At 71.0% G+C, this 24,260-nt stretch carries 24 protein-coding genes, 2 tRNA genes and 1 pseudogene; 18 read left to right on the top strand and 9 right to left on the bottom strand.

Features of this window, described 5'->3' with window-relative positions:
* The first annotated feature begins 192 nt into the window (after positions 1-192).
* The 4 genes from ACFE7W_RS17830 (at position 193) to ACFE7W_RS17815 (ending at position 4,620) form a co-directional block, all read left to right on the top strand.
* Positions 193-1,947: an acetolactate synthase large subunit gene (locus ACFE7W_RS17830; protein WP_375426170.1), complete on the top strand. Its 1,755-nt coding sequence runs from the start codon at positions 193-195 to the stop codon at positions 1,945-1,947.
* Between the two features lie 28 nt (positions 1,948-1,975).
* Positions 1,976-2,524, top strand: a complete 549-nt coding sequence (gene ilvN, locus ACFE7W_RS17825) for an acetolactate synthase small subunit (RefSeq protein ID WP_375426169.1) — start codon at positions 1,976-1,978, stop codon at positions 2,522-2,524.
* 79 nt (positions 2,525-2,603) lie between these two features.
* Positions 2,604-3,623 (top strand): ketol-acid reductoisomerase, encoded by a 1,020-nt coding sequence (gene ilvC / locus ACFE7W_RS17820; protein ID WP_375426228.1) that lies wholly within the window; start codon positions 2,604-2,606, stop codon positions 3,621-3,623.
* Positions 3,624-3,711: 88 nt separating this feature from the next.
* Positions 3,712-4,620 (top strand): NAD-dependent epimerase/dehydratase family protein, encoded by a 909-nt coding sequence (locus ACFE7W_RS17815; protein ID WP_375426168.1) that lies wholly within the window; start codon positions 3,712-3,714, stop codon positions 4,618-4,620.
* On the opposite strand, the gene ACFE7W_RS17810 is transcribed toward ACFE7W_RS17815, so the two are convergent.
* The gene (locus ACFE7W_RS17810; protein WP_375426167.1) at positions 4,617-5,156 is read right to left on the bottom strand and encodes a hypothetical protein; all 540 of its coding nucleotides are present in this window, start codon (positions 5,154-5,156) and stop codon (positions 4,617-4,619) included. The genes ACFE7W_RS17815 and ACFE7W_RS17810 overlap by 4 nt on opposite strands.
* Before the next feature lie 31 nt (positions 5,157-5,187).
* The gene (locus ACFE7W_RS17805; RefSeq protein WP_375426166.1) at positions 5,188-5,751 is read right to left on the bottom strand and encodes an O-methyltransferase; all 564 of its coding nucleotides are present in this window, start codon (positions 5,749-5,751) and stop codon (positions 5,188-5,190) included.
* Between the two features lie 135 nt (positions 5,752-5,886).
* Between ACFE7W_RS17805 and ACFE7W_RS17800 the strand changes: the two genes are divergently transcribed.
* Positions 5,887-6,042: a hypothetical protein gene (locus ACFE7W_RS17800; RefSeq protein ID WP_375426165.1), complete on the top strand. Its 156-nt coding sequence runs from the start codon at positions 5,887-5,889 to the stop codon at positions 6,040-6,042.
* Positions 6,043-6,089: 47 nt separating this feature from the next.
* On the opposite strand, the gene ACFE7W_RS17795 is transcribed toward ACFE7W_RS17800, so the two are convergent.
* Positions 6,090-7,157: a 3-isopropylmalate dehydrogenase gene (locus ACFE7W_RS17795; protein ID WP_375426164.1), complete on the bottom strand. Its 1,068-nt coding sequence runs from the start codon at positions 7,155-7,157 to the stop codon at positions 6,090-6,092.
* Between the two features lie 130 nt (positions 7,158-7,287).
* Between ACFE7W_RS17795 and ACFE7W_RS17790 the strand changes: the two genes are divergently transcribed.
* On the top strand, positions 7,288-8,373 hold the full coding sequence (locus ACFE7W_RS17790) for a branched-chain amino acid aminotransferase (protein WP_375426163.1): 1,086 nt from the start codon (positions 7,288-7,290) through the stop codon (positions 8,371-8,373).
* 203 nt (positions 8,374-8,576) lie between these two features.
* The gene (gene cimA / locus ACFE7W_RS17785) at positions 8,577-10,244 is read left to right on the top strand and encodes a citramalate synthase (RefSeq protein WP_375426162.1); all 1,668 of its coding nucleotides are present in this window, start codon (positions 8,577-8,579) and stop codon (positions 10,242-10,244) included.
* Positions 10,245-10,266: 22 nt separating this feature from the next.
* On the opposite strand, the gene ACFE7W_RS17780 is transcribed toward cimA, so the two are convergent.
* The gene (locus tag ACFE7W_RS17780) at positions 10,267-11,559 is read right to left on the bottom strand and encodes a thymidine phosphorylase (protein ID WP_375426161.1); all 1,293 of its coding nucleotides are present in this window, start codon (positions 11,557-11,559) and stop codon (positions 10,267-10,269) included.
* 51 nt (positions 11,560-11,610) lie between these two features.
* Between ACFE7W_RS17780 and ACFE7W_RS17775 the strand changes: the two genes are divergently transcribed.
* From ACFE7W_RS17775 to ACFE7W_RS17755, 5 genes are all read left to right on the top strand, one after another.
* Complete coding sequence (locus ACFE7W_RS17775) at positions 11,611-12,456, top strand: fumarylacetoacetate hydrolase family protein (RefSeq protein WP_375426160.1); 846 nt, start codon at positions 11,611-11,613, stop codon at positions 12,454-12,456.
* Complete coding sequence (gene gltX, locus ACFE7W_RS17770) at positions 12,453-13,994, top strand: glutamate--tRNA ligase (RefSeq protein ID WP_375426159.1); 1,542 nt, start codon at positions 12,453-12,455, stop codon at positions 13,992-13,994. The genes ACFE7W_RS17775 and gltX overlap by 4 nt, the downstream gene beginning before the upstream one ends.
* An 81-nt stretch (positions 13,995-14,075) precedes the next feature.
* The gene (locus ACFE7W_RS17765) at positions 14,076-15,092 is read left to right on the top strand and encodes a lysostaphin resistance A-like protein (protein ID WP_375426158.1); all 1,017 of its coding nucleotides are present in this window, start codon (positions 14,076-14,078) and stop codon (positions 15,090-15,092) included.
* Between the two features lie 62 nt (positions 15,093-15,154).
* Positions 15,155-15,229, top strand: a tRNA-Gln gene (locus ACFE7W_RS17760).
* 76 nt (positions 15,230-15,305) lie between these two features.
* Positions 15,306-15,378: transfer RNA gene (locus ACFE7W_RS17755), tRNA-Glu, on the top strand.
* 112 nt (positions 15,379-15,490) lie between these two features.
* Here ACFE7W_RS17755 and ACFE7W_RS17750 read toward each other — a convergent pair.
* Complete coding sequence (locus tag ACFE7W_RS17750; RefSeq protein ID WP_375426157.1) at positions 15,491-16,288, bottom strand: SDR family NAD(P)-dependent oxidoreductase; 798 nt, start codon at positions 16,286-16,288, stop codon at positions 15,491-15,493.
* Positions 16,289-16,344: 56 nt separating this feature from the next.
* Here ACFE7W_RS17750 and ACFE7W_RS17745 point away from each other — a divergent pair, with 56 nt between their 5' ends.
* Complete coding sequence (locus ACFE7W_RS17745; protein WP_375426156.1) at positions 16,345-16,953, top strand: TetR/AcrR family transcriptional regulator; 609 nt, start codon at positions 16,345-16,347, stop codon at positions 16,951-16,953.
* Between the two features lie 113 nt (positions 16,954-17,066).
* Here ACFE7W_RS17745 and ACFE7W_RS17740 read toward each other — a convergent pair whose 3' ends face one another.
* On the bottom strand, positions 17,067-17,516 hold the full coding sequence (locus ACFE7W_RS17740) for a MarR family winged helix-turn-helix transcriptional regulator (protein ID WP_375426155.1): 450 nt from the start codon (positions 17,514-17,516) through the stop codon (positions 17,067-17,069).
* Between the two features lie 62 nt (positions 17,517-17,578).
* Here ACFE7W_RS17740 and ACFE7W_RS17735 point away from each other — a divergent pair, with 62 nt between their 5' ends.
* The 3 genes from ACFE7W_RS17735 to ACFE7W_RS17725 all read left to right on the top strand — a co-directional run bounded on the left by ACFE7W_RS17735 (position 17,579) and on the right by ACFE7W_RS17725 (position 19,866).
* Complete coding sequence (locus ACFE7W_RS17735) at positions 17,579-18,397, top strand: NAD-dependent epimerase/dehydratase family protein (RefSeq protein ID WP_375426154.1); 819 nt, start codon at positions 17,579-17,581, stop codon at positions 18,395-18,397.
* Between the two features lie 105 nt (positions 18,398-18,502).
* Entirely contained in the window at positions 18,503-19,258 is a 756-nt protein-coding gene (locus tag ACFE7W_RS17730) for an SDR family NAD(P)-dependent oxidoreductase (protein WP_375426153.1), read from the top strand.
* Positions 19,259-19,332: 74 nt separating this feature from the next.
* Positions 19,333-19,866 carry a mismatch-specific DNA-glycosylase gene (locus tag ACFE7W_RS17725; protein WP_375426152.1) on the top strand — a complete coding sequence of 178 codons (534 nt, stop codon included), beginning with the start codon at positions 19,333-19,335 and terminating at the stop codon, positions 19,864-19,866.
* Between the two features lie 87 nt (positions 19,867-19,953).
* Here the strand turns inward: ACFE7W_RS17725 and ACFE7W_RS17720 are convergent, their stop codons facing one another.
* From ACFE7W_RS17720 to ACFE7W_RS17710, 3 genes are all read right to left on the bottom strand, one after another.
* Positions 19,954-20,679, bottom strand: coding sequence for a DUF2470 domain-containing protein (locus ACFE7W_RS17720; protein ID WP_375426151.1), 726 nt, complete (start codon positions 20,677-20,679; stop codon positions 19,954-19,956).
* Positions 20,680-20,761: 82 nt separating this feature from the next.
* Positions 20,762-21,868 carry an App1 family protein gene (locus tag ACFE7W_RS17715; protein ID WP_375426150.1) on the bottom strand — a complete coding sequence of 369 codons (1,107 nt, stop codon included), beginning with the start codon at positions 21,866-21,868 and terminating at the stop codon, positions 20,762-20,764.
* 33 nt (positions 21,869-21,901) lie between these two features.
* On the bottom strand, positions 21,902-22,624 hold the full coding sequence (locus ACFE7W_RS17710; protein ID WP_375426149.1) for an IclR family transcriptional regulator: 723 nt from the start codon (positions 22,622-22,624) through the stop codon (positions 21,902-21,904).
* Between the two features lie 128 nt (positions 22,625-22,752).
* Here ACFE7W_RS17710 and leuC point away from each other — a divergent pair, with 128 nt between their 5' ends.
* Positions 22,753-24,159 (top strand): 3-isopropylmalate dehydratase large subunit, encoded by a 1,407-nt coding sequence (leuC, locus tag ACFE7W_RS17705; protein ID WP_375426148.1) that lies wholly within the window; start codon positions 22,753-22,755, stop codon positions 24,157-24,159.
* Position 24,160: 1 nt separating this feature from the next.
* Positions 24,161-24,260, top strand: a pseudogene (locus ACFE7W_RS17700) (3-isopropylmalate dehydratase small subunit); the annotation flags it as partial.

The following is a 24,260-nucleotide window of genomic DNA, read 5'->3' as shown; positions in this document are numbered from 1 at the left end:
CGTGCTTCACCCCCTCCTCGTCGTTGGTCAGCGCGTCGGCTGAGTTCTCCTCACTCCCGACGCGCTCCCTCGTCTGCCTCACGGCGGCGGGGGTTTTTTTCTGGCCTGAATCTCGTGACGAGGGGCCGGCGTAGCACAGGCGTAACATCCATCCCGGGTTCGGACGGACCCAGAACGGCCAAGGAGCAGGCGATGTCAGAGTCGAATACGACAGCAGAGAACCTGACGGGGGCGCAGTCCCTGGTCAAGTCGCTCGAGCAGGTCGCGGCCGACGTCGTCTTCGGGATCCCCGGCGGGGCGATCCTGCCGGCCTACGACCCGCTCTATGAGTCCACGACCGTGCGGCACATCCTCGTCCGGCACGAGCAGGGCGCGGGGCACGCCGCCGAGGGCTACGCGATGGTCACGGGCAAGGTGGGCGTCTGCATGGCGACCTCCGGCCCCGGCGCCACCAACCTCGTCACCCCGATCGCCGACGCGCACATGGACTCGGTGCCGATCGTGGCGATCACCGGTCAGGTCGCCGGCCCGTCGATCGGGACGGATGCCTTCCAGGAGGCTGACATCCGCGGCATCACGATGCCGATCACCAAGCACAGCTTCCTGGTCACCCGGCCCGAGGACATCAGCGGCGCGATCGCCTCGGCGTTCCACATCGCCAGCACCGGCCGCCCCGGACCCGTGCTGGTCGACATCACCAAGGACGCGCTGCAGGCCACCGGGAGCTTCGAGTGGCCGCGCAGCCTGGACCTGCCGGGCTACCGGCCGGTGACCAAGCCGCACAGCAAGCAGGTGCGGGAGGCCGCCAAGCTCATCAGCGCCTCGCGGCGTCCGGTGCTCTACGTGGGCGGCGGCGTGATCCGGGCCGGTGCGTCCAAAGAGCTCAAGACCCTCGCCGAGATGACGGGGATCCCCGTGGTCACGACGCTGATGGCCCTCGGCGCCTTCCCCGACAGCCACCCCCAGCACATGGGCATGCCCGGGATGCACGGCACTGTCGCGGCGGTGGGCGCGTTGCAGCGCAGCGACCTGCTGATCACCCTCGGTGCGCGCTTCGACGACCGGGTCACGGGCAAGCTGTCCAGCTTCGCCGCCGGCGCTAAGGTCATCCACGCCGACATCGACCCGGCCGAGATCTCCAAGAACCGCACCGCCGACGTGCCGATCGTGGGCGACTGCAAGGAGGTCCTCTCCGAGCTGATCACCCTGCTGCGTGCGCCCGAGACCCACCCCGACATCACCGACTGGGCCCACTACCTGTCCGAGCTCAAGGGCCGCTACCCGGCCGGCTTCGACTTCCCCGAGGACGGCTCGCTCTCCCCTCAGCACGTGATCAAGCGGATCGGTGAAATCACCGGACCGGACGCCTACTACGCCTCCGGCGTCGGCCAGCACCAGATGTGGTCCGCCCACTACCTGCCCTGGGAGAAGCCCGGCCACTGGCTCAACTCCGGCGGCCTCGGCACGATGGGCTACTGCGTGCCCGCGGCCATGGGCGCCAAGGTGGGCGTCCCGGACAGCATCGTGTGGGGGATCGACGGCGACGGCTGCTTCCAGATGACCAACCAGGAGCTCGTGACCTGTGCCCTGGAAGGGATCCCGGTCAAGATCGCGGTGATCAACAACCAGAGCCTCGGCATGGTCCGGCAGTGGCAGACGCTGTTCTACGAGAGCCGCTACTCCAACACCGACCTCAAGACCAACCGGGTCCCGGACTTCCAGAAGCTGGCCGAGGCGATGGGTTGCGTCGGGCTCCGGGCCGAGGACGCCAGCGACGTCGACGCGGTGATCGACAAGGCGAACTCGATCAACGACGTGCCGGTGGTGGTCGAGTTCGTGGTCCACAAGGACGCGATGGTGTGGCCGATGGTGGCCGCCGGGACCGCCAACGACGACATCTTGGTGGCCCGCGACATGGCCCCGATCTGGGACGGGGAGACGTTGTGAGCGGAGCGAACGAGTCGGGGAGAGGCCTGTGAGCGGCGAGGAGCGGTCCACGCACACGCTGAGCGTGCTGGTGGAGAACAAGCCGGGCGTCCTGGCCCGCGTGTCCAGCCTGATCGCGCGCCGCGGCTACAACATCGAGTCGCTGGCGGTCGGGCCCACCGAGTACCCGACGATGTCGCGGATCACCCTGGCGGTGACCGTCGACGACCAGGTCCTCGAGCAGATCACCAAGCAGCTGAACAAGCTGATCGAGGTGCTCAAGATCGTCGAGCTCGAGGGTGACCCGGTCCGGCGCGAGCTGATCCTGGTCAAGGTGCGGGCCACGGCTGAGACCCGCGGTCAGCTGATCGAGGTCGTCGGGCTCTTCGGGGGCAAGGTCGTCGACGTCACCGCCGACATCATCACCGTCGAGGCGGTCGGCAAGCCCGAGAAGCTGACGGCCATGCTCAGCCTGCTCGAGCCCTACGGCATCCGCGAGCTGGTCCAGTCCGGGCTCGTCGCCCTGGGCCGCGGCAACCGTTCGATGACCGACCGGGCGGCCCGGGCCGAGCGCACCAAAGCCGTCCACGCCGTCTGATCGACGGTCCCCGGAGCCCCTGCACCCCGCACGACAAGCCCTGCACGACAACCAAGGAGATCCACCCGTGCCAGCAACCATGTTCTACGACTCCGACGCCGACCTGTCCCTGATCCAGGGGCGCAACGTCGCCATCCTCGGCTTCGGCAGCCAGGGCCACGCCCACGCGCTGTCGTTGCGCGACTCCGGGGTCGACGTCCGGGTCGGCCTGCCCGAGGGCAGCAAGAGCCGGGCCAAGGCCGAGGCGCAGGGCCTGCGCGTCCTGACCCCGTTCGAGGCGTGCGAGGAGGCGGACCTGATCATGGTCCTCACCCCCGACCCCATCCAGCGCAAGGTCTACGCCGAGGCGATCGAGCCGAACCTGGTACCGGGTGACGCCATCTTCTTCAGCCACGGCTTCAACATCCGCTACGGCTACATCAAGCCTCCCGAAGGCGTGGACGTGGCCATGGTCGCCCCGAAGGGCCCCGGTCACCTGGTCCGTCGGGAGTACGCCGAGGGTCGCGGCGTCCCGGTACTCGTCGCGGTGGAGCAGGACGCGACCGGGAAGGCGTGGGACCTCGCCCTGGCGTACGCGAAGGGGATCGGCGGGCTGCGTGCCGGCGGCATCAAGACCACCTTCACCGAGGAGACCGAGACCGACCTCTTCGGTGAGCAGGCCGTGCTCTGCGGCGGCGCGTCCGCGCTGATCCAGGCGGGCTTCGAGACCCTCACCGAGGCCGGCTACCAGCCCGAGGTCGCCTACTTCGAGTGTCTGCACGAGCTGAAGCTGATCGTCGACCTGATGTACGAGGGCGGCATCGCGAAGCAGCGCTGGAGCATCTCCGACACCGCCGAGTACGGCGACTACGTCTCCGGCCCGCGCGTCATCGACGCCCACGTCAAGGAGAGCATGAAGGGCGTGCTGTCCGACATCCAGGACGGCAAGTTCGCGCAGCGTTTCATCGACGACCAGGACGCAGGCGCCCCGGAGTTCAAGGCCCTGCGCGAGAAGGGTGAGCAGCACCCGATCGAGAAGGTCGGCAGCGAGTTGCGCGACCTGATGGCCTGGGTCAAGAGCCACGACGACGACTACGTCGAGGGCACCGCCGCCCGCTGAGCCGACATTGGGTAGACCTGAGCCGCGACTACCCGGCTCAGGTCTACCCAATGATTCTCGGCCCGGCCGTGCTGGCAGCATTCGGCTGGTGAGCGAGCAGCGCAGCGCCCTGGCGGGCCGTACGGTCCTGGTCACGGGCGCCGAGGGACGGATCGGCAGCGCGACGTGTGAGCACCTGACCTCCCTGGGCGCTTCGGTGACGGCGCTGTCGCTGCCCGAGGAGGGCCGGACGGCCGTCGAGCACGCGGCCGACCGGGTGCTGCACGGTGACACCCGCGACGACGAGACCGTCCAGCAGGCCCTCGAGGGGATCGAGCTCGTGGTCCACCTGGCCGCCATCCCGGCCCCGCACCTGGCGGACTGGACCAAGGTCTTCTCCACGAATGTCGTCTCGACCTTCACCGTGCTGGCCCATGCCGGTGAGCGCGGGATCCGCCGGGCGGTCATCGCCAGCAGCATCAACGCCTACGGCGGCCCGTTCAACTCCCACGACGTGCTGCCCGCCTACTACCCGCTGGACGAGCGGCTGCCGGCGGACCTGGACGACCCGTACTCGCTGTCCAAGTTCACCGACGAGCGGACCGCCGAGATGGCGGCACGGCACTGGGGGACCGACATCATCGCGCTACGGTTCCCGCTGACCGCCAGCCACGAGGAGCTGGTGGAGCGGACCCGGGACCTCGACCTGCGGCACGGAGCCCTGGAGGCCTGGGCGCACCTGGACGCGCGCGACGCCGCCCGGGCCATCGAGCTGTCCCTGCTCAGTCAGGCGACGGGTGCCCACGCCGTCTTCGTCGCGGCCGACACCACCTCGGTGCCCTACCCGACCGAGGACCTGCTCGAGCGCTACGCGCCGGGCGTCCCGCGGTTGCGTCGCTTCGTGGACCGCGAGGTCCCCATCGACCTCACCAGGGCCAGGACGCTGCTCGGCTTCCGCGCCGAGCACCCGCTCGACCCTTCGACAAGGTCAGGGCGCGTGTCGCCGCTGCCCGACTAGCGGGAGCGGACGGACATGGCCACGACGAGGGTCCCGTCGCGTCGCAGGCCGGTGCCGACGGCGTAGACGCGGCTCGAGAGCTGGCCGTCGGCCTCGGCGCCGTCGGGGTTGACCATGGCGCAGACGTCGCGCAGGCCGGCGGTCACCAGGGGCGAGGCGGCGTCCTTCTGGCAGCGCCCGTAGGCCGACCGGAGCTGCTTCGACGCGGCGGCGGCACTGGCCCGCGGGACCTCCAGGCGGGCGTCGAGGGCGAAGTCGTGGGTGGCGCGGTAGGTGCTGGCGCCGACGGTGGTGTCCTCCGGCAGCCGCACGTCGCCGAAGAACTCGACGTCGGCCAGGGTCAGCGGCGAGCAGGTGTAGCCGGTGAGGTTGTTGGTGCAGTGCGACCCGTGGGCGGAGGTGAAGGAGAAGTAGGGGACGCCCCACCGCCCGGCCCGGCTCACGAGGACGCCGCCGACGACGGCCACGAAGGCCAGCATCAGGGCGATGCCACCGAGCACCCGCCCGACCTTGCCCCACCGCCCCCTCGCCGCCACCCCCACAGGATGCCTGACGCGGGGACTCCCGTCAGCGACGGACCGCGATCAGCACCGACGTGTCCTCGGCCACCATCACGTCGACGCTAGTGAACCGCTCGTCGGAGAGCCAGTCGAGCCGCAGCGTGTCCACCCGGCCGCGGATCAGCGGCGGCCAGGTGGGGCAGGGGGTGAAGTCGTCCAGGACGATCATGCCGCCGTCGTCGAGCAGCTCGACGATCTCGGCCCGCGGCCACTCGCGGGCGCTGCTGGCGTCGAGGAAGATCAGCGAGAACGGGGCATGCTCGCGGAGGCTGCCCCAGTCGGCGTGCATGACGTCGATGTCGTCGTCGGCGAACATCGTCATCACCCCGTGGGCGAGCTCGGGGTCGAGCTCGGCGGTGATCACCCGCGTCGTCTTCGGGGCGCCGCTGCGCAGCCAGGCCGCGCCCACGCCGCAGCCGGTGCCGCACTCGGCGATGGTGCCCGTCCGGGTGGCGGCCAGGGTGGCCAGCAGCCGCCCGGTCTCGGTCCGCGACGCCTGCACGTACCCCCGCAGCAGCGACATCCGCAACGCGCGCACGACCAGCTCGGGCAGGTCAGGGGGAGCGCTCACCGTCGAATTGTGCCAGGAACGCCCGCCCGCGAGCTTCGGTCCACGATGTGGTACCGACGCACGGGACACCGCACAGAAAATAGTCGGGTGTCCTAGTATCTCGGGATCGGGAACGCGGCGATCAGGAGCACGACGATGTACGACATGTACCCCCAGGCCTGGGCCCTCGACGAGGGAACCCTCGGCAGCGCGCCCGAACGGCCGCGCCGCCGGCCTCGCAGGGAACACGTCGTGCTGCCCGCCGTCATCCTGCGGGCCATCCAGGCCGGGGAGTCCCGGCGACTCGGCTGACCCACCCCCGACCGAACTGACCCGTCGCGGACGGGAGACGGCTCAGCTCAGAGGGCACCGGCGATCGCGTCGCCGATCTCGCTGGTCGAGCGCTTCGACGACCCCCGGCCGGCGATGTCGGCCAGGGCGGCCCGCTCCACCCGGGCCGCCTCCTCAGTCAGCCCGAGGTGCTCCAGCAGCAGCCCGACCGACAGGATCGTGGCGGTCGGGTCGGCGATGCCCTGGCCGGCGATGTCGGGTGCGGAGCCGTGCACCGGCTCGAACATCGAGGGATGAGTGCCGTCCGGGTTGACGTTGCCGCTGGCGGCCAGCCCGATGCCCCCGGTGACGGCCGCGGCCAGGTCGGTGACGATGTCGCCGAACAGGTTGTCGGTGACGATTACGTCGAACCGGGCCGGGTCGGTGACCAGAAAGATCATCGCGGCGTCGATGTGCAGATAGTCGGTGCTGACGCCCGGGTACTCCGAGGCCACGGACTCGAAGACGCGGCGCCACAGCCCGCCCGCGTTCACCAGCACGTTGTGCTTGTGCAGCAGGGTGATCTTGTTGCGGCGGCGGGCGGCGCGCTCGAAGGCGTCCCGGACCACCCGCTCCACCCCGTACGCGGTGTTGACGCTGACCTCGGTGGCGATCTCGTGCGGCGTGCCCGTACGGACGGTGCCGCCGTTGCCGCAGTAGAGGCCCTCGGTGCCTTCGCGGACGACGACGAAGTCGATCTCGCCCCGGTCGGTCACGCTCGGCGCCAACGGGGTGGGCACACCCCGGTAGAGCCGGCTGGGCCGCAGGTTGACGTAGTGGTCGAAGGCGAAGCGCAGCTTGAGCAGCAGGCCACGCTCCAGGAGGCCGCTCGGCACGTCGGTCGCGCCAGGAGCCGCGCCGACCGCGCCCAGCAGGATCACGTCGGCCGTGGCCAGCTCGGCCAGCACCGAGTCGGGCAGCACCTCGCCGGTCCGCTGCCAGCGGGCCGCGCCGAGGTCGTAGCTGGTGGGGGCGAAGGTGCCCGGGCCGGCGACGGCCCCGAGGACCTTGAGGCCCTCGGCCACGACCTCCGGTCCGATACCGTCACCGGGGATCACGGCGAGCTGGAAGGGTCGGCGGGCGGTCGTCTCACTCATCCGCGCATGCTAGTGCCCCGAGGCCGAAGTCTCTTGACGGTGAGCGGCGCCCAGCCGCGCACCTCGCGGCACCAGCGAGCGGGCTCCCGAGGCCGGTCCGGTCTCCGCGCCCCCTGTTAGCGTGGCGATCGTGAGTCTTCCGTTCGAGCTCCGGCCCAACCCGAATCCTCGCTCCCAGGCCGAGCGCGAGGCGGTCCTGGCCGCTCCCGGCTTCGGGGTCCACTTCACCGACCACATGGCGGTCGCCACCTGGACCGCCGCAGACGGCTGGCACGACTCGGCCGTCGTCCCGTACGGCCCGTTCTCCCTCGACCCGGCGACCGCGGTGCTGCACTACGCGCAGGAGATCTTCGAGGGGCTGAAGGCCTACCAGCACGCCGACGGCAGCGTCTGGCTCTTCCGGCCCGACCAGAACGCCGCGCGGATGGCCCGGTCGGCCCACCGGCTGGCCCTGCCGGTGCTGGAGGAGGAGGACTTCCTCGCCAGCATCGACGCCCTCGTGGCGGCGGACCAGGCCTGGGTCCCCACCGAGGCCGAGCAGAGCCTGTACCTGCGACCGTTCATGTTCGCGTCCGAGGCCTTTCTCGGCGTCCGGGCGGCCCAGCGCGTCACCTACTGCTGCATCGCCAGCCCGGCCGGACCGTACTTCGCCCGCGGCGTGCACCCGGTGAGCATCTGGATCTCCACCGCCTACACCCGGGCGGCCGCCGGCGGCATGGGCGCGGCCAAGACGGGCGGCAACTACGCCGCCAGCCTGGTCGCGCAGCAGGAGGCCTCGGCCCAGGGCTGTGACCAGGTGATGTTCGCGGACGCGGCCGAGCACGCCTTCGTCGAGGAGCTCGGGGGGATGAACGTCTACGTGGTCACCGCCGACGCGGAGCTGATCACCCCCGAGCTGAGCGGCTCCATCCTGGAAGGGGTCACCCGCGACTCGATCCTCAGCCTGGCTCGTGAGTTCGGCCTCACCCCGGTGGAGCGTCGGATCGGCGTCGACGAGCTGCTGGAGGGGATCGACAGCGGAGCCGTCACCGAGCTCTTCGCCTGCGGGACAGCCGCCGTGGTCACCCCGATCGGCGTGCTCAAGAGCGAGCAGGGCACCCACCAGGTCGGGTCCGGTGAGACCGGGGAGACCACAGCGGCGCTCCGCAAGAACCTGCTCGACGTGCAGTACGGCCGCGCCGAGGACACCCATAGCTGGCTGCGCCGGGTGCTGTGAAGCGGCTGGCGACGCGGCGACCAGAGTCTGGTCGGTGCTGGACGGACGTCGGCATCTGGGGTAAGACTGACGACATGCGGAACCTGAACGTCCTCATTACCTAGCGCGCTGACTCCTTCGTCAGCGCGCCAAACCTCCTGTCCTCGTGCGGGAGGTTTTTTCGTTCCCGGACCGCACCCACACCACACATCGAGGGATCCGCAATGTTCGCCACCCTGAGGCCAATGCCGGCCGAGTTCCACGTCTTCGACACGACCCTGCGTGACGGGTCCCAGCAGGAGGGGCTCAACCTCTCCGTGGCCGACAAGCTGGCCATCGCCGGGCTGCTGGACGAGCTCGGGGTCACCTTCGTCGAGGGCGGCTGGCCGGGCGCGAATCCCAACGACACGGCGTTCTTCCGGGCGATGGAGGGCGGCGCGACGCTGCGGAACGCGACCCTGGTGGCGTTCGGGTTCACCCGCCGGGTCGGGATGAAAGCGGCCGACGACCCGTTGACGGCGGCGCTGCGCGACTCCCGTGCCCCGGTGGCGTGCCTGGTGGCCAAGAGCCACGACCGGCACGTCGAGCAGGCTCTGCGCACCACCCTGGCGGAGAACCTGGCCATGATCACCGACACGGTGGGTCACCTCACGTCCGAGGGCCAGCGGGTCTTCGTGGACTGCGAGCACTTCTTCGACGGCTACCGGGAGAACCCCGCGTACGCGCTGGAGGTGGTCCGGACGGCAGCCGAGGCCGGTGCCGAGGTGGTCGTGCTCTGCGACACCAACGGGGGCATGCTGCCGCCGTGGGTGGGCGAGATCGTCACCGAGACCGCCGCCACCGGGGTGCCGCTGGGCATCCATGCGCACAACGACACCGGGTGCGCGGTGGCCAACACCCTCGCTGCCGTCGACGCCGGGGCGATGCACGTCCAGGGCACCGTCAACGGCTACGGCGAGCGCACGGGCAACGCCGAGCTGATCTCGGTCGTCGCCAACCTCGAGCTCAAGTACGGCTGGCCGCTGCTTCCGGCCGGCGCGCTGCGTGAGGCCACCCGTCTCGCGCACGCGATCGCAGAGGTGACGAACGCACCATCCAGCGCCCGTCAGCCTTATGTTGGTCTGTCGTCCTTCGCCCACAAGGCGGGGCTGCACGCCAGCGCGATCAAGGTCGACCCCAACCTCTATCAGCACATCGAGCCGGCTGCGGTCGGGAACGACATGCGGATGCTCGTCTCGGACATGGCGGGCCGGGCGAACATCCAGATGAAGGGTGAAGAGCTGGGGTTCGACCTCTCCGACCGCGACCTCGCGGCTCGGATCACGGCCCGGGTGAAAGACGCGGAAGCAGCGGGCTACACCTACGAGGCGGCAGACGCGAGCTTCGAGCTGCTGCTGCGTAGGGAGCTCGACCAGCTGCCCGAGTACTTCGCGGTGCAGTCCTGGCGCGTCTTCACCCAGGGTCAGCCGGCCCCCGCGGGCAGCGACGCCGCTCCCGGCGCGGGCGGTCACGAGACCGACACCGAGTGCACCGTCCGGCTCACGGCCAAGGGCCAGAGCCAGCGCGTGGTGGGGGAGGGCAACGGCCCGGTCAACGCCCTCGACCACGCCGTCCGGAACGCCCTCCGGCCCGCCTACCCGGTCGTGGACGCGTTCGAGCTGATCGACTACCGCGTCCGTATCCTCGACCAGGGCCACGGCACCGACGCCACCGTACGGGTGCTGATCCAGACCACCGACGGGCGCCGCGCCTGGACCACCGTCGGCGTCGGCCAGAACATCGTCGAGGCCTCCTGGGAGGCCCTCAGCGACGCCTACCTCTTCGGCCTCATCCACGCCGAGGAAGCCTCGGCCATCCCGCCTCGCCCCCAGCGCCAGCCGCTCAACGTCTGATCCTCAGAGCTCAGGGAACGGGTCAGCCGATCCGGTCGATGACCAGGGGCTGGGCCCCGACCGGCTCGTCGCCGACGGCGTAGCCCTCGGCCAGCACGGCCTGGGCGCGCGCGAAACGCTGCGGGGTGTCGGTGTGCAGGGTGAAGAGCGGGGCACCGGCGGCGACCCGGTCGCCCGGTCGGACGTGCAGCTGGACGCCGGCACCGGCCTGGACGGCGTCCTCACGCCGGGCCCGCCCGGCCCCGAGCCGCCACGCCGCCAGCCCGACCGCCATCGCGTCCACCCGCTGCACGGTGCCGGCACGTCCGGCCCGGACGACCTCGGTCTCCCGGGCTCGCGGCAGCGTCGCGTCGGGGTCGCCGCCCTGGGCACCGATCATGGCCCGCCAGACGTCCATCGCACGGCCGTCGGCGAGAGCGTCAGCCGGGTCGACGGCGGTGAGCCCGACCGCCGCCAGCATCTCCCGGGCCAGCGCGAGCGTGAGCTCGACCACGTCCTCCGGTCCGCCGCCGGCCAGCACCTCCACCGACTCGGCCACCTCGAGCGCGTTGCCGGCCGTCAGTCCCAGCGGGGTGGACATCTGGGTCAGCAGCGCGACCGTGGTCACACCGGCGTCCTGACCGAGCCCGACCATGGTCTCGGCCAGTTCCCGCGCGTCGGCCTCGCTCTTCATGAAGGCACCGGAGCCGACCTTGACGTCCAGCACCAGGGCCGAGGTGCCCTCGGCGATCTTCTTGCTCATGATCGACGAGGCGATCAGCGGGATCGACTCGACGGTGCCGGTGACGTCGCGGAGGGCGTAGAGCTTCTTGTCCGCCGGGGCCAGGTCGGACCCGGCGGCGCAGATGACCGCGCCGACGTCCTCGAGCTGCGCCGTCATCTCGGCCACGCCGAGGCCTGCGCGCCAGCCGGGTACCGACTCCAGCTTGTCCAGGGTGCCGCCGGTGTGGCCGAGCCCGCGGCCCGAGAGCTGAGGGACGGCTGCACCGCACGCGGCGACCAGGGGGGCCAGGGGCAAGGTGATCTTGTCCCCGACCCCGCCCGTGGAGTGCTTGTCCACGGTCGGTCGCGAGAGCCCGGAGAAGTTCATCCGCTCGCCGGAGGCGATCATCGCGGCCGTCCAGCGGGCCAGCTCGGTCCGGGACAGCCCCCGCAGCAGCACGGCCATGGCCATCGCCGACATCTGCTCCTCGGCGACCCGGCCGTCGGTGTACGCGGCGATCAGCCAGTCGACCGCGTCGGGCTCCAGCTCGCCGCCGTCCCGCTTGGTCCGGATCAGGTCGACCACGTCGAAGGCGGGGGCGGGGCTGGGCATGGCCGAAGTATGCCGGACGGAGGGACAGCCGATCCTCGATAGGCTGGGCGAATGCGTATCGCCCGTTTTGCCGCCGGGGGTGACCCCCAGTTCGGCATCGTCGAGCTGCCCGAGGACGGTGGCCGTCACCCCGGCACCGTCTCCGTCCTGAGCGGCGACCCGATCGCCATGCCGGTCCAGCTGACCGGGGAGCGCTCTGAGCTGGACGCGGTCCGGCTGCTGGCCCCGGTGATCCCGCGCAGCAAGATCGTCGCTGTCGGCCGCAACTACGCCGCCCACGCCGCCGAGCTGGGCAACGAGGTCCCGAAGACCCCGCTCACCTTCCTCAAGCCCAACACCTCCGTGATCGGGCCGGGCGACGCCATCGTCTATCCGCGAGCCAGTCGTGAGGTGAGCTTCGAGGGCGAGCTGGCCGTGGTGATCGGCCGGATCTGCAAGGAGGTGCCGGAGTCCCGGGCCGCGGAGGTGATCTTCGGCTACACCGTGGCCAACGACGTGACCGCCCGCGACCTGCAGCTCACCGACGGTCAGTGGGCCCGCGCGAAGGGGTCCGACACCTTCTGTCCGCTCGGACCCTGGATCACCACCCACCAGAGCCTCGAGGAGGTCGCCGGGCTGTCGATCCGGACCACCCTCGACGGCGACCTGCGCCAGGACGGCAACACCGCCTCGATGGTGCTGGGCATCCCCTCGCTGATCGCCTTCATCTCCTCCTACACCACGCTGCTGCCGGGTGACGTGATCTTGACCGGGACGCCCGAGGGCGTCGGCGCGATGCTGCCGGGCCAGGAGGTCAGCATCACCGTCGAAGGCATCGGCACCCTGACCAACCCCGTCACCGCCGACCCGGAACGCACGACCGCCAGCGCCTCTCCCGAACCGGAAGCAGCATCGTGACCCTTCCCGACGCCCCCCTCGACGCCCCCCTCGACGTGGTGCTGGGCGACCTCCGCCCCGACCAGGTCCGGGTTCGCTTCCCCCCGTCCCCGACCGGGAACCTGCACGTCGGCAACGTCCGCAGCGCCCTGTTCAACTGGGCGTTCGCCCGTCACCACGGCGGCACGTTCGTGCTTCGGATCGAGGACACCGACGCCGGCCGCAACCTCGAGGAGTCCTACACCGGACTGCTCGAAGCCCTGACCTGGCTGGGCCTGGACTGGGACGAGGGCCCGGTCAAGGGTGGCCCGTACGGCCCCTACATCCAATCCGAACGCGGCAGCATCTATAGCGACATCGTGGACAAGCTGCTCAGGGCCGGCCTGGTGTACCGCTGCTACTGCACGCGGGAGGAGATCGAGGCCCGCGAGGCGGTGCGACCCAAGGGTGCACCGTCGGGCTACGACGGGTTCTGCCGGGACCTCAGCGCGGAGCGGCGGGCCGAGCTCGAGGGGGCGGGCACCTTGTCGGTGGTGCGGATGCGGGTGCCGGACGCCCCGATCGAGTTCGACGACCTGGTCCGCGGCCCGATCCGGTTCGGGCCCGAGCACGTCCCCGACTACGTCCTGGTCCGCGGGAACGGCGAGCCGCTCTACACCCTGGTCAACCCGGTCGACGACTCGCTGATGGACATCACCCACGTCCTCCGCGGTGAGGACCTGCTGCCCTCCACGCCGCGGCAGATCGTCCTCTACCAGGCGCTCGCGGCGATCGGCGTGGGCAGCGGCCGGACCCCGGTCTTCGGGCACCTGCCCACGGTGCTGGGTGAGGGCAACCGCCGGCTGTCCAAGCGCGACCGCGGCTCGGGCCTGAGCGAGTACCGCGAGGCCGGCTACCTGCCGGAGGCGCTGCTCAACTACCTGGCCCTGCTCGGCTGGGCGATCGCGGAGGACCGCGACGTGTTCAGCCTCGCCGAGATGGTGGACGCGTTCGACATCCGCCGGGTCAACGCCAATCCGGCCCGCTTCGACGCCCGCAAGTGCGAGGCCATCAACGCACTCCACATCCGCGCCCTCGAGCCCGCGGAGCTGACCCGGGCGCTACTGCCGTTCTTGCAGGGCGCCGGCCTGGTGGCCGAGCCCCCGAAGGCCGAGGAGGCGCAGCTGCTGCACGCGGCCACGCCGCTGGTGCAGGAGCGGATGAACACGCTGTCCGAGGTCGTCGACATGCTCGGCTTCCTGTTCCGGGCCGACGCCGACGTGGTCATCGACCCGGCGGCCGCGCTCGCCCCCGAGGCCGACGCGACGCTGGCGGCAGCGGCGGCGGCGCTGACGGAGCTGCAGACGTTCGACCACGCATCCGTCGAGGCGGCGCTGCGCTCCGCCCTGGTGGAGGGCCTCGGGCTGAAGCCGAAGCTCGCCTTCGGGCCGGTTCGCGTCGCGATCACCGGACGGAAGATCTCCCCACCGCTGTTCGAGTCGATCGAGCTGCTGGGCCGCGCATCGGCCCTCGCCCGGATCGAGTCGGCCCGGGCCACGCTGACCCGGCCCTCGGCGTAGGCCGAGATGGCTGCCCGCCCGCCCGCCCGCGGCTCACGTTCGGGCAACCCGGCCGTGCGGTCGGGAGCTCAGCTGGCGCCGGTGGCGCCCCCGAAGCCGCCGAAGCGGCCGGCCCGTCGCAGCGTCCCGCTCACCCCGCCGCTGGACGAGACGAACGAGGTGCTGCCGCAGGAGGGAGCCACCTACCCGCAGATCCTGCGCGGGCCCCACGCGTCGCGGCTGCGCTCCGGCGCGGGCGTGGTGTTCGGGCTGGTGCTGTTCTACCTGCTGAGCGCCTCACTGGTCAGTCAGGTCGTCGTGGCGCTCGGCTACTCCGTCAGCGGCCGCCGCGAGTCCTGGGCCGAGTACTACCGGCAAGCCTTCGCGTTCGAGCGCCCCGTGGGCATGTTGGGGGTCAATCTCGGCCTCGCCACGCTGATTCCGATCGCCTGGGCCATGCTGGCCGTCCTCCACCGAGTTCGCCCGCGCTGGCTGTCCTCGGTGCAGCCGCGGCTGCGGTGGCGGTATCTGCTTCTCTGCGGGCCCGTCGCGGTGGTGAGCCTGCTCGGCGTCCAGGTGGTACCCGGTGTGGTCACCGGCACGACCGCCTTTCACCCACAGCACGGGTTCTGGGGCTTCCTGGTCGTGATCCTGGTCAGCTCGCCCCTGCAGGCCGCCGCCGAGGAGGTCTTCTTCCGGGGCTATCTGCTGCAGGCGCTGGGCAGCCTCGCCGCTCGACCGTGGGTGGGGATCGTCGGCTCGTCGGTCGTGTTCGCGCTGCTGCACGGTAGCCAGAACCTGCCGCTGTTCGTCGACCGGCTCGCCTTCGGTCTGCTGGCCGCACTCCTGGTGTGGCGGACGGGCGGTCTGGAGGCCGGCATCGCTGCCCACGTGGTCAACAACATCTTCGCGTTCGTGATCGCGGGCCTGACCAGCTCGATCGCCACCCTCAAGGCGGTGCAGAGCCTCAGCTGGCTGGACGCGAGCCTCGACGTCGGCAGCTTCGCGCTCTTCGCGGTGCTCGCCTACCTCACCTTCCGGGCGCTACGGCTGCGGCACACCGTCGAGCTCGTGGCGTCGCGGCCAGGCGGTTTGGGCGGCGGCCGGTCACTACAGTAAAGTCTTTCCTCGTGCCCCGTTCGGGGCGCACCCAGGCGGCAAGGACAGCCAAGGCCGCCCGGTGGGGTATGGGGTAATTGGCAGCCCGGCTGATTCTGGTTCAGTTAGTCTAGGTTCGAGTCCTAGTACCCCAGCCACGTAGAGCTTGCGGATTCGCCGGACAGCCGGCGGGTTGGTAAGATTCTGCGGCCTGGTCAGACGTACAGGCGCTAGGGCCCCGTTGTGTAGCGGCCTAGCACGCCGCCCTCTCAAGGCGGTAGCGCGGGTTCGAATCCCGTCGGGGCTACCTCTCAGATCATCGTGCTCACGAGGACAGATGGTCAGGTCGACCATCGATCCGCCACCGACTTCGGTGGAGCAGGGCTCGTGTCCCCGGTCGGACAGGGTGGGTGATGGCCTCAGCCGAGCCGCGCCGCGAGGAGCCCGCCGTCGACGTCGAGGGTCGTGCCGTGCACGAAAGCCGCCTCGTCGCTCGCCAGGTAGCGGACAGCAAAGGCGATGTCGACGGGGCGAACCGGTCGCCCGGCGACGGTGCTGCGCGTCATCGCGGCCACGATGTCCGCCGCGTCGGCGTTGCCAGGGGTGGCTGTCACCCCGGGGGCGACCGTGTTCACTCGGACCCCGCGCGGACCGTACTCCGCCGACCAGGCCCGGGTCAGCTGTTCCAGCGCCGCCTTGGTGGCGGTGTACATCGCTCCGAAGGGGCTGCCCACGCGGGCCATCCACGAACCGATGTTGATCACCGCCCCGCCGCCCCGCTCGGCCATCGCGGGCGCGAGCGCACCGACCAGGACGTGCGGTGCCCGGACGTTGACGGCCAGCATCGTGTCGAGATCAACGTCGGCCAAGCTCTCGGTCGCGCCCACGGGGTAGACGCCGGCATTGTTGACGAGCACGTCGACGCGGCCGCCCAGCGCATCGCGGCTGTCCGCCGCGAAAGCTCGCAGGTCGGCGTAGGACGCGGTGAGATCCACCGGGACGGCCACCGCGCGGCCGCCGGTTCCGGCGATGGTGGCGACCACCGCGTCGGCCCGAGTCTGGTCGCGGCCGCTGATCACGACGGTGGCCCCGGAGGCGGCGAGGACACGGGCGACGGCCTCGCCGATGCCGCTGGTGGAGCCGGTGACGACGACGGTGCGGCCGGTGAGTCGTTGGTCGGGAGGGAGGGAGTCGAGGAGTTCGCTATTGGACTGCATGGTCCAGTCTTCTATCAGACATGGACCGATTGGTCCAGTCAACTATGCTGACGTTCGTGACCCAGCCCCGACTGACCGACCGTGGCCGCGCCACGCGGCAGCGGATCGTCGAGGCGACCGGCCATCAGATCTTGGCGGCAGGAATCGGCGGCACGAGCCTGGACGATGTGCGCGCGGCGACCCTGACCAGCAAGTCTCAGCTGTTCCACTACTTCCCCGGCGGCAAGAACGAGCTCGTCCGTGCCGTCGCCGAGTGGGAAGGCGAACAGCTGCTCGCAGCCCAGGAGCCCGAGATCCACGACCTCTCGAGCTGGGCGTCCTGGGAGAGGTGGCGGACCCGGCTGGTGGACTACTACATCGGCCTTGGCCGGTGGGCCTGCCCCATCGGGTCCCTGGCCACGGAGGCGGCCTCCGCTGACCCAGAGCTCGCGAGCATGATTGCCACTTCGTTCACCCAGTGGCGCGACCTGCTGGCGGCAGGCGTCCGTCGCATGCAGGACGTGGGCGAGATCGGTCGCGACGCCGATCCCCAACGCCTGGCCGCAGCCATCTTGTCCGCAATCCAGGGCGGTCTCGTCCTCAGCCAGCCCGAGCGGGACCCCTGGCCCCTCGAGGCGTCTCTCGACCAGGTGCTGCACCCCCTCGGCCTCGCCGCTGCCTCCTAGGTGCACGAGGGTTGGCGACACGTGGAACCGTTCCCGACGGCTACAACCCACCCTGGGGTAGACCTCGCTCAGCGCCCTCGGCGTCTGGCCGAGGCGTGCCTAGCGCCTGGTGCCTAGTGCTTCGTGCGGTCCGGGGCCAGGCGGGTCAGGAGCGTGCGCAGTCGCGCGGACTCGGCGTCGTCGAGGCCGGCGAGGAGCTGCCGTTCTGCCTCGTCGCTGGCGTGGACCGCTCGTTCGAGGGCCGTCTGCCCGGCGTCGGTCAGCTCGAGGACGTTGCGTCGCCGGTCGGCGGCGTCCGCGCGACGGGCTACCAGCCCTTTGGCCTCCAGCCCGTCGAGCAGCGCGACCATCGTGGTTCGGTCGACCCCGAGGCGTCGAGCTGTCTCCTGTTGTGACTCCGGACCTTTGCTGTCCAGGAGGAGCAGGACCCCCAGCTCGCGGCCGCTGACTCCGACCTCCGCCAGGTACTCGGCGTGCAGGTCTTCGAGGTCGAGCAGAGCGCGCTTGAGCACATAGGTCAGCCGCGCAGCCAGCCGCGGACCTACGTCCCACTCGGTTGCCATTCCCCCAGATTACGCTACGCTGATCATCAGTTGTACTGACGATCAGTTGGGAGGAGAGTCTTATGGCCAGCGTGCTCGTCACCGGCGCTACGGGTCTGGTGGGATCGCGGCTCGTGCCGCGTCTGGTCCGGGACGGCTTCGAGTGCCGCGCGCTTGTCCGCGGCGACGCGGCGCTGCCGCCAGAGGTCACCCCCGTCCGCGGCGACCTGACCGACCCCGGCACTCTGCGCACCGCGGTCGAGGGCGTCGACGCGGTGGTCCACCTGGCGGCGCTGTTTCGCACCCAGGACGAGGCCGCCATCTGGCGAGCGAACCTCGACGGCACCCGCAACCTGACCGCCGCCGTCAGGAAGCACGCGCCGAACGCCCGGCTCGTCATGAGCAGCACCGGGAACGTCTACAACGCCGACGCCACCCGCCCGGCGCTGGAGACCGACGCCTGCGCACCCACCACCGCCTACGGCGCGAGCAAGGTCGCCGCCGAGCAGCTGCTCCGCGACAGCGGCCTGACCTGGGCGGTCCTGCGGTTCCCGTTCGTCTACGGCGAAGGCGATGGTCACCTCGCCTCCCTCTCCGTGCTCGCCCCGCAGCTGGGCCTGCACCCGGCGCAGACCTACGCGGTGGCGCACCACCGCGACATCGCCGCCGCCGTACGGCTCGCGCTGAGAGGAGGAATGGACGGCCGGATCGTCAACGTCGCCTCCGATGCCCCCGCCACCATCTACGAGATGGCCCGCCTCGCCGGGCAGCCGATCGAAGGGTCGGCCGAACCGCTGGTCAACCCATGGTTCGGGCACCTCGACGGCACCATCATCCGCGACCTCGGCTTCACCCCGAGCGTGCCCACCGTCTACCACGCCGCCCGCGACGGCATCCTCTAGCCCAGTCCCGACTACCGACGTCCACGGGAGGGGACGGGACGCCGAGCCCTGTCCGGGCATCTGCCGTTAGCCAGCCCCATCGTCAGCAAACCAACAGGAGACCACATGTCCGCAGAACGCATCGCCCTGGTGACCGGGGCCAACCAGGGAGTCGGCCTCGAAGTCGCCACCAAGCTCGCCGCCAACGGCGTCACCGTCTACCTCGGCTCCCGTGACCTCGCCCGCGGCGAGACCGCCGCCGCTGGTATTCCGACGGGAGCGACCGCGATCCAGATCGACGTCACCGACCTTGCGTCGATCGCCGCCGCGGCGACGAGGATCCGCGCCGAGCACGGCCGTCTCGACCTGCTGGTCAGCAACGCGGGCATCTCCAACACCCGCACCGACCGCGCGACGCCTGAGGAGCTGGCCGCGTCGTCGACCGCGAGCATCGTCTCCCTCGACGAGGTCCGCGCGATCTGGGACGTCAACGTCTTCGGCGTGCTCGCCGTCTACCAGGCGATGCTGCCGCTCCTGCGCGAGTCGTCCGACGCCCGGATCGTCAACGTGTCGAGCGGGGTCGGCTCGCTGGCTCTGAACGCGGACCCGAGCTTCCCGTACCGCCTGGCCTATGCACCCGGCTACGCCGCGTCGAAGACCGCGGAGAACGCCATCACGCTGGCGATGATGATCGAGCTCGAGCAGACCGACATCAAGATCAACCTCGTCTCCCCGGGCTTCACCAGCACCGCGCTCAACAACTTCGCCGGCACCGAGTCGATCGAGGACGGCTCGCGCGAGGTCGTCCGCGTCGCACTCCTCGGCCCCGACGGGCCCACCAACACCTTCACGCGCTGGGAGAACACCACCATCCCGTGGTAGCGGTCGCCGCGCTGAGCCTGCAAGCCGCCGACAGTCGTTCTGCTCTCCCGAAACCAGGTGAGATGGTCAGCATCGTGACCAGCCCAGATGTGAGGAACACCGAGCCCGACCGCACCCTGCTCCGGCCCGGGGTGCGGCTGGTGATCGCCGGCACCGTAGGTCGTGAGCGGGCGCCGAGCCGGTACTACGCAGGCGTCGGCAACCGGTTCTGGGAGCTCCTCCACGGCAGCGGGCTGGTCCCCGAACGCCTCGGACCCGACGACGCCGTACGGCTGCCGGCGCTCGGGCTGGGTCTCACCGATCTCGTGATCGAACGCGTCGCGCGCGCCGGCCACGAGCCGGAGATGGTCGTCCACCGTCAGCCCTTCGACCGCGCCATCGAGGGAACGGCACCGCGAGTGGTGGCTTTCGTCAGCAAGACCGCGGCGACCTGGTACGCCCGCGGTGCCGGGGAGCGGGTACCCCGCGGCTACGGCGAGCCAGGCTGGACCGTAGCCGGGCGCCCGGCTTTCGTGCTCCCCGGCCCCTCCGGAGCGAACAACGGCATGCCGCTGCCGCTACGGATGGCGCTGTGGGCCGACCTCGCCGACTTTCTCGCGACGACGTGAACCGGCCTGGTACGGCGACGCAGGTCGTCGAGGTCGAGCACGGTCCCGTTCCGGGATGCGGCGAGGATCGCCAGCAGCGGACTCCGCTCATGCCCCCGCTGGGCCTGCTGCACGCTCCAGTTCGACGTGGACGGCGTCGGAGAGCTGGTCCGGATCGACGACAGGGTTCGCGAACTCGACGCGGAGCCGACGACCGCCGCTCTCGTCGATCACGCCGACGTCGAACCCGCAGCCGTCGATCCACTCGACCTGAGCCGACAGCACCTGCTCGGTCCGCACACCGGTGAAGGCGCAGGCTGCAGCCACGACCAGGTGGAGATGGTCGGCGTTGAGGTGCTGCTGGATCTGCACCCCGAGTGCCAGCATCCAGTCGGGCTGCGCCTGCACGTAGCCGACCACGTCGATGGGTTGGTACCCGCAGCCCGGCGTCCCCAGTTCGACCAGGTCGACCTCCAGCGCCACCACGTCCGAGAGCCCCCTGGCCGGACAGTCGAGGCACTCCCGGTGGCAGGCCCGGACACGGTCCAGCACCTCCCGCGACGTCGCTTGCGCCACCGCCCGGAACTCTCCGGTCAGGCGTACCGAGCCCAGCGTGTGGGCGTCGAGGGTGACCCACCCGCCGCCACTGTCGAGCAGACGCTCCCGCTGGTGCCCGCTCACCAGAAGGAGCAGCGAACCGCGCTGCTCGACGAAAGGCACGATCACCTCGTCATCACCGGCCGACCAGCGGACGGCGTGACACGCCACGACGGCAGTCCGGGCTCGCTGGGCTGGGCTCAGAGCGAGGAGCGGCGGCGGGACATAGACGGTCACTCGATGAGGTTAGCCTATCCTTACCTGCCTGGGAATGTGGACCGGCGAGCGGACGTCGCCGGCCGCACGCCTCCCGTGGGAGTCAGAGGCGGCCGGACGGGCTGTCGCGGGAGTCGATCTCCGGCTGCGACGGACCATCGGGCAGCAGCCCGACCCGGTCGAGTTCCTCGGCCAGACCGGCCCCGTCCGCCGCGTAGAGCCAGGGGACGTCGGACGCCTCGTCGACGGGGCGGACGCGGGTGCTGCCGCCGGCCAGAACGGCCTCGCCTGGCGTCAGCTGGCGGATGCAGACGGCGAGGACCTGGTCGGGGTGCCGGTTGAGGAACTCGCCGTAGATCATCGGGTCGTGCTGGCCGTCATCCCCGACCAGCAGCCACCGGACGTCGGGGAACTCCTCGGCCAGGCGTTCGAGATTCCCCCGCTTGTGCTCCTGGCCGCTGCGGAACCACCGGTCCGCCGTCGGTCCCCAGTCGGTCAGCAGCAGCGGGCCCGGCGGGTAGAGGTTGCGGGACAGGAAGCGGGTCAGGGTCGGAGCCACGTTCCAGGCGCCGGTGGACAGGTAGACCACCGGCACCCCGGAGAAGTGGCTGGTCAGGCGCTCGTAGAGCACCGGCATCCCCGGGGTGGTGGACCGTGCGTGCTCGTTCACCACGAAGGTGTGCCAGGCCGCGAGCAGTGGCCGGGGGAGCGCGGTCACCATCACCGTGTCGTCGATGTCGGACACCAGGCCGACGCGGGTCGTGGGGTCGACGACGAAGACCTCCGAGGTCACCGGCTCCGATCCCTCGGAGCTGAGGCTGATCTCGTGCCAGCCGGGACCGAGCTCGACGGCGAGCACCGTGTCGACGATGCCGCTGTGGTCGGCACGCACCTCATACGAGCGACCCTCCACCAGCACGGTCACCTGGGCGTCCTCGACGGGGACGCTGGTGAAGCTGCGCCAGCCGCGCGCGCCGGTCGGTTCGACGTCGGGCTGCTGGTCGCCCCGGGTCAGCAGCACCCGGCCCAGCAGCCGGATCCAGGTGGTGGAGCCGTAGCCGGTGTAGGGGATGACGGTGGCGTGGCAGCCGGCCCGACGCGCCCGCTTGGCCCGCCAGCGCAGGACCGCGAGGTCGATCCGGGCCGCCCGGTGCATGGACGACTCAGGCATCGACCCCTCCTGCTGGGCGTCGGCCGTCTCCGTCGTCATGGCGTCAACCTAACGGTTTGCGTCCGCCCGCGGTCACTCTGCGCCGCTGCGGCGCAGGACCTCGCTCAACCTCTCGGCGGCGGCGATGACGGCTGGAGCGTGCAGCCGACCGGGCTGGCGGGAGAGCCGCTCGATCGGTCCGGAGACGCTGACCGCGGCGATGACCTTGCCGGAGGGGGAGCGCACGGGTGCGGACACCGAGGCGACGCCCGGCTCGCGTTCGCCCACCGAGTGCGCCCACCCGCGACGACGGACCGCAGCAAGCGCGACGGCGGAGTAGCGGCTGCCGCGCAGGCCGCGCTGCATTCGGTCGGGCTCCTCCCAGGCCAGCAGCACCTGGGCGGCCGACCCGGCCGTCATGGTCAGCTGGGTACCGACCGGGACGCTGTCACGCAGCCCGGACATCCGTTCGGCGGTGGCCACGCAGACGCGGTAGTCGCCCTGGCGCCGGAACATCTGGGCCGACTCGCCGGTGATGTCGCGCAACCGGGCCAGCACCGGACCTGCCGTCGCGAGCAGCCGGTCCTCACCGGCGGCCGACGCGAGCTCGCCGAGCCGCGGCCCCAGGATGAAGCGGCCCTGCAGGTCGCGGCTGACCAGGCGGTGGTGCTCGAGCGCCACGGCGAGGCGGTGGGCGGTCGGCCGGGCGAGCCCGGTCGCCGCCACCAGACCGGCCAGCGTGGTCGGTCCGGTCTCGAGAGCGCCCAGCACGAGGGCGGCTTTGTCCAGCACGCCGACCCCGCTAGAGTTGTCCATGCCTTGATACTGCCGTCTCGGATGTTGAAACTCAAGTTGCTCCGGCGGCGGCGTCGGGCGCAACAGTGGGAACCGCCGTTCCGGACCGGGAGGCGGTCGACCCGGGTGCACGCAGACGAAGGAGAAGCATGGGCAGGACACTGAGCGAGAAGGTCTGGGACGCGCACGTCGTGCGCTCAGCAGAGGGAGAGCCGGACCTGCTCTACATCGACCTCCACCTCGTGCACGAGGTCACCAGTCCCCAGGCCTTCGACGGCCTCCGCCAGGCCGGTCGTCCGGTCCGACGGCCCGACCTCACCCTGGCCACCGAGGACCACAACACCCCGACGCTGAACATCGACCAGCCGATCGCCGACCCGGTGTCGCGGACGCAGGTCGACACGCTGCGCCGCAACGCCGCCGAGTTCGGCGTCCCCATCCACAGCCTCGGCTCGGCCGACCAGGGTGTCGTGCACATCATCGGCCCGTGGCTGGGCCTGACCCAGCCCGGCATGACGGTGGTCTGCGGTGACTCCCACACCTCCACCCACGGCGCGTTCGGAGCGCTGGCCTTCGGCATCGGCACCTCCGAGGTCGAGCACGTGCTGGCCACCCAGACGCTGACCCAGGCCAAGCCCAAGACGATGGCGGTCAACATCGACGGCGACCTGCCGCCCGGCGTGACCGCGAAGGACGTCGTCCTCGCGCTCATCGCCAAGGTCGGCACCGGCGGCGGCCAGGGCTACGTGGTCGAGTACCGCGGCTCGACGGTGGAGAACCTGTCGATGGAGGGCCGGCTCACCATCTGCAACATGAGCATCGAGTGGGGCGCGAAGGCCGGTATGATCGCGCCGGACGAGAAGACCTTCGCCTACCTGGAGGGCCGTCGGCACGCTCCGGTGGGCGCCGACTGGGACGCCGCCGTCGCGTACTGGTCCACGCTGCGCACCGACGACGACGCCGTCTTCGACGCCGAGGTCGACCTCGACGCCACCCAGCTCAGTCCGTTCGTCACCTGGGGCACCAATCCCGGCCAGGGCGTGCCCCTCGGCGCGGCCGTCCCCGACCCGGAGACGTTCTCCGAGGAGGCCGACCGGACCGCGGCCAGCAAGGCGCTGGAGTACATGGGTCTGCAGGCGGGCCAGCCGATGCGCCAGATCGCGGTGGACACGGTGTTCCTCGGCTCGTGCACCAACGGCCGGATCGAGGACCTGCGCGCTGCCGCGGCCGTGATCGAGGGTCGCCACGTCGCCGAGCACGTACGGATGCTGGTGGTCCCGGGCTCGGCCCGGGTCCGGCTGCAGGCCGAGGACGAGGGCCTGGACCTCATCTTCAAGGAGGCCGGCGCGGAGTGGCGGGCGGCGGGCTGCTCGATGTGCCTGGGGATGAACCCCGACCAGCTCGCTCCGGGCGAGCGGGCGGCCTCCACGTCCAACCGCAACTTCGAGGGCCGCCAGGGCAAGGGTGGCCGGACCCATCTCGTCTCGCCGCCCGTCGCCGCCGCCACCGCGGTGACCGGCACCCTGAGTGCCCCCGCCGATCTGCAGGAGGTCTGAGATGGACGCGTTCACGACCCACACCGGGACGGCGCTGCCGCTGCGCCGCAGCAACGTCGACACCGACCAGATCATCCCGGCGGTCTACCTCAAGCGGGTGA

The organism is uncultured Friedmanniella sp., assembly GCF_964244285.1.
Lineage (GTDB): Bacteria > Actinomycetota > Actinomycetes > Propionibacteriales > Propionibacteriaceae > Microlunatus.
This window is presented reverse-complemented; position numbering and strand designations above follow the sequence as displayed.

Coding starts and splice junctions, on each gene's coding strand:
- ACFE7W_RS17795 (WP_375426164.1), bottom strand. CDS start 7,157: ATGAGTGAGACGACCGCCCGCCGACCCTTCCAGCTCGCCGTGATCCCC.
- ACFE7W_RS17715 (WP_375426150.1), bottom strand. CDS start 21,868: ATGACGACGGAGACGGCCGACGCCCAGCAGGAGGGGTCGATGCCTGAG.
- ACFE7W_RS17830 (WP_375426170.1), top strand. CDS start 193: ATGTCAGAGTCGAATACGACAGCAGAGAACCTGACGGGGGCGCAGTCC.
- leuC (WP_375426148.1), top strand. CDS start 22,753: ATGGGCAGGACACTGAGCGAGAAGGTCTGGGACGCGCACGTCGTGCGC.
- ilvC (WP_375426228.1), top strand. CDS start 2,604: ATGTTCTACGACTCCGACGCCGACCTGTCCCTGATCCAGGGGCGCAAC.
- ACFE7W_RS17750 (WP_375426157.1), bottom strand. CDS start 16,288: ATGCAGTCCAATAGCGAACTCCTCGACTCCCTCCCTCCCGACCAACGA.
- ACFE7W_RS17730 (WP_375426153.1), top strand. CDS start 18,503: ATGTCCGCAGAACGCATCGCCCTGGTGACCGGGGCCAACCAGGGAGTC.
- ACFE7W_RS17780 (WP_375426161.1), bottom strand. CDS start 11,559: ATGCCCAGCCCCGCCCCCGCCTTCGACGTGGTCGACCTGATCCGGACC.
- ACFE7W_RS17740 (WP_375426155.1), bottom strand. CDS start 17,516: ATGGCAACCGAGTGGGACGTAGGTCCGCGGCTGGCTGCGCGGCTGACC.
- ACFE7W_RS17800 (WP_375426165.1), top strand. CDS start 5,887: ATGTACGACATGTACCCCCAGGCCTGGGCCCTCGACGAGGGAACCCTC.
- ACFE7W_RS17775 (WP_375426160.1), top strand. CDS start 11,611: ATGCGTATCGCCCGTTTTGCCGCCGGGGGTGACCCCCAGTTCGGCATC.
- ACFE7W_RS17735 (WP_375426154.1), top strand. CDS start 17,579: ATGGCCAGCGTGCTCGTCACCGGCGCTACGGGTCTGGTGGGATCGCGG.
- ACFE7W_RS17710 (WP_375426149.1), bottom strand. CDS start 22,624: ATGGACAACTCTAGCGGGGTCGGCGTGCTGGACAAAGCCGCCCTCGTG.
- cimA (WP_375426162.1), top strand. CDS start 8,577: ATGTTCGCCACCCTGAGGCCAATGCCGGCCGAGTTCCACGTCTTCGAC.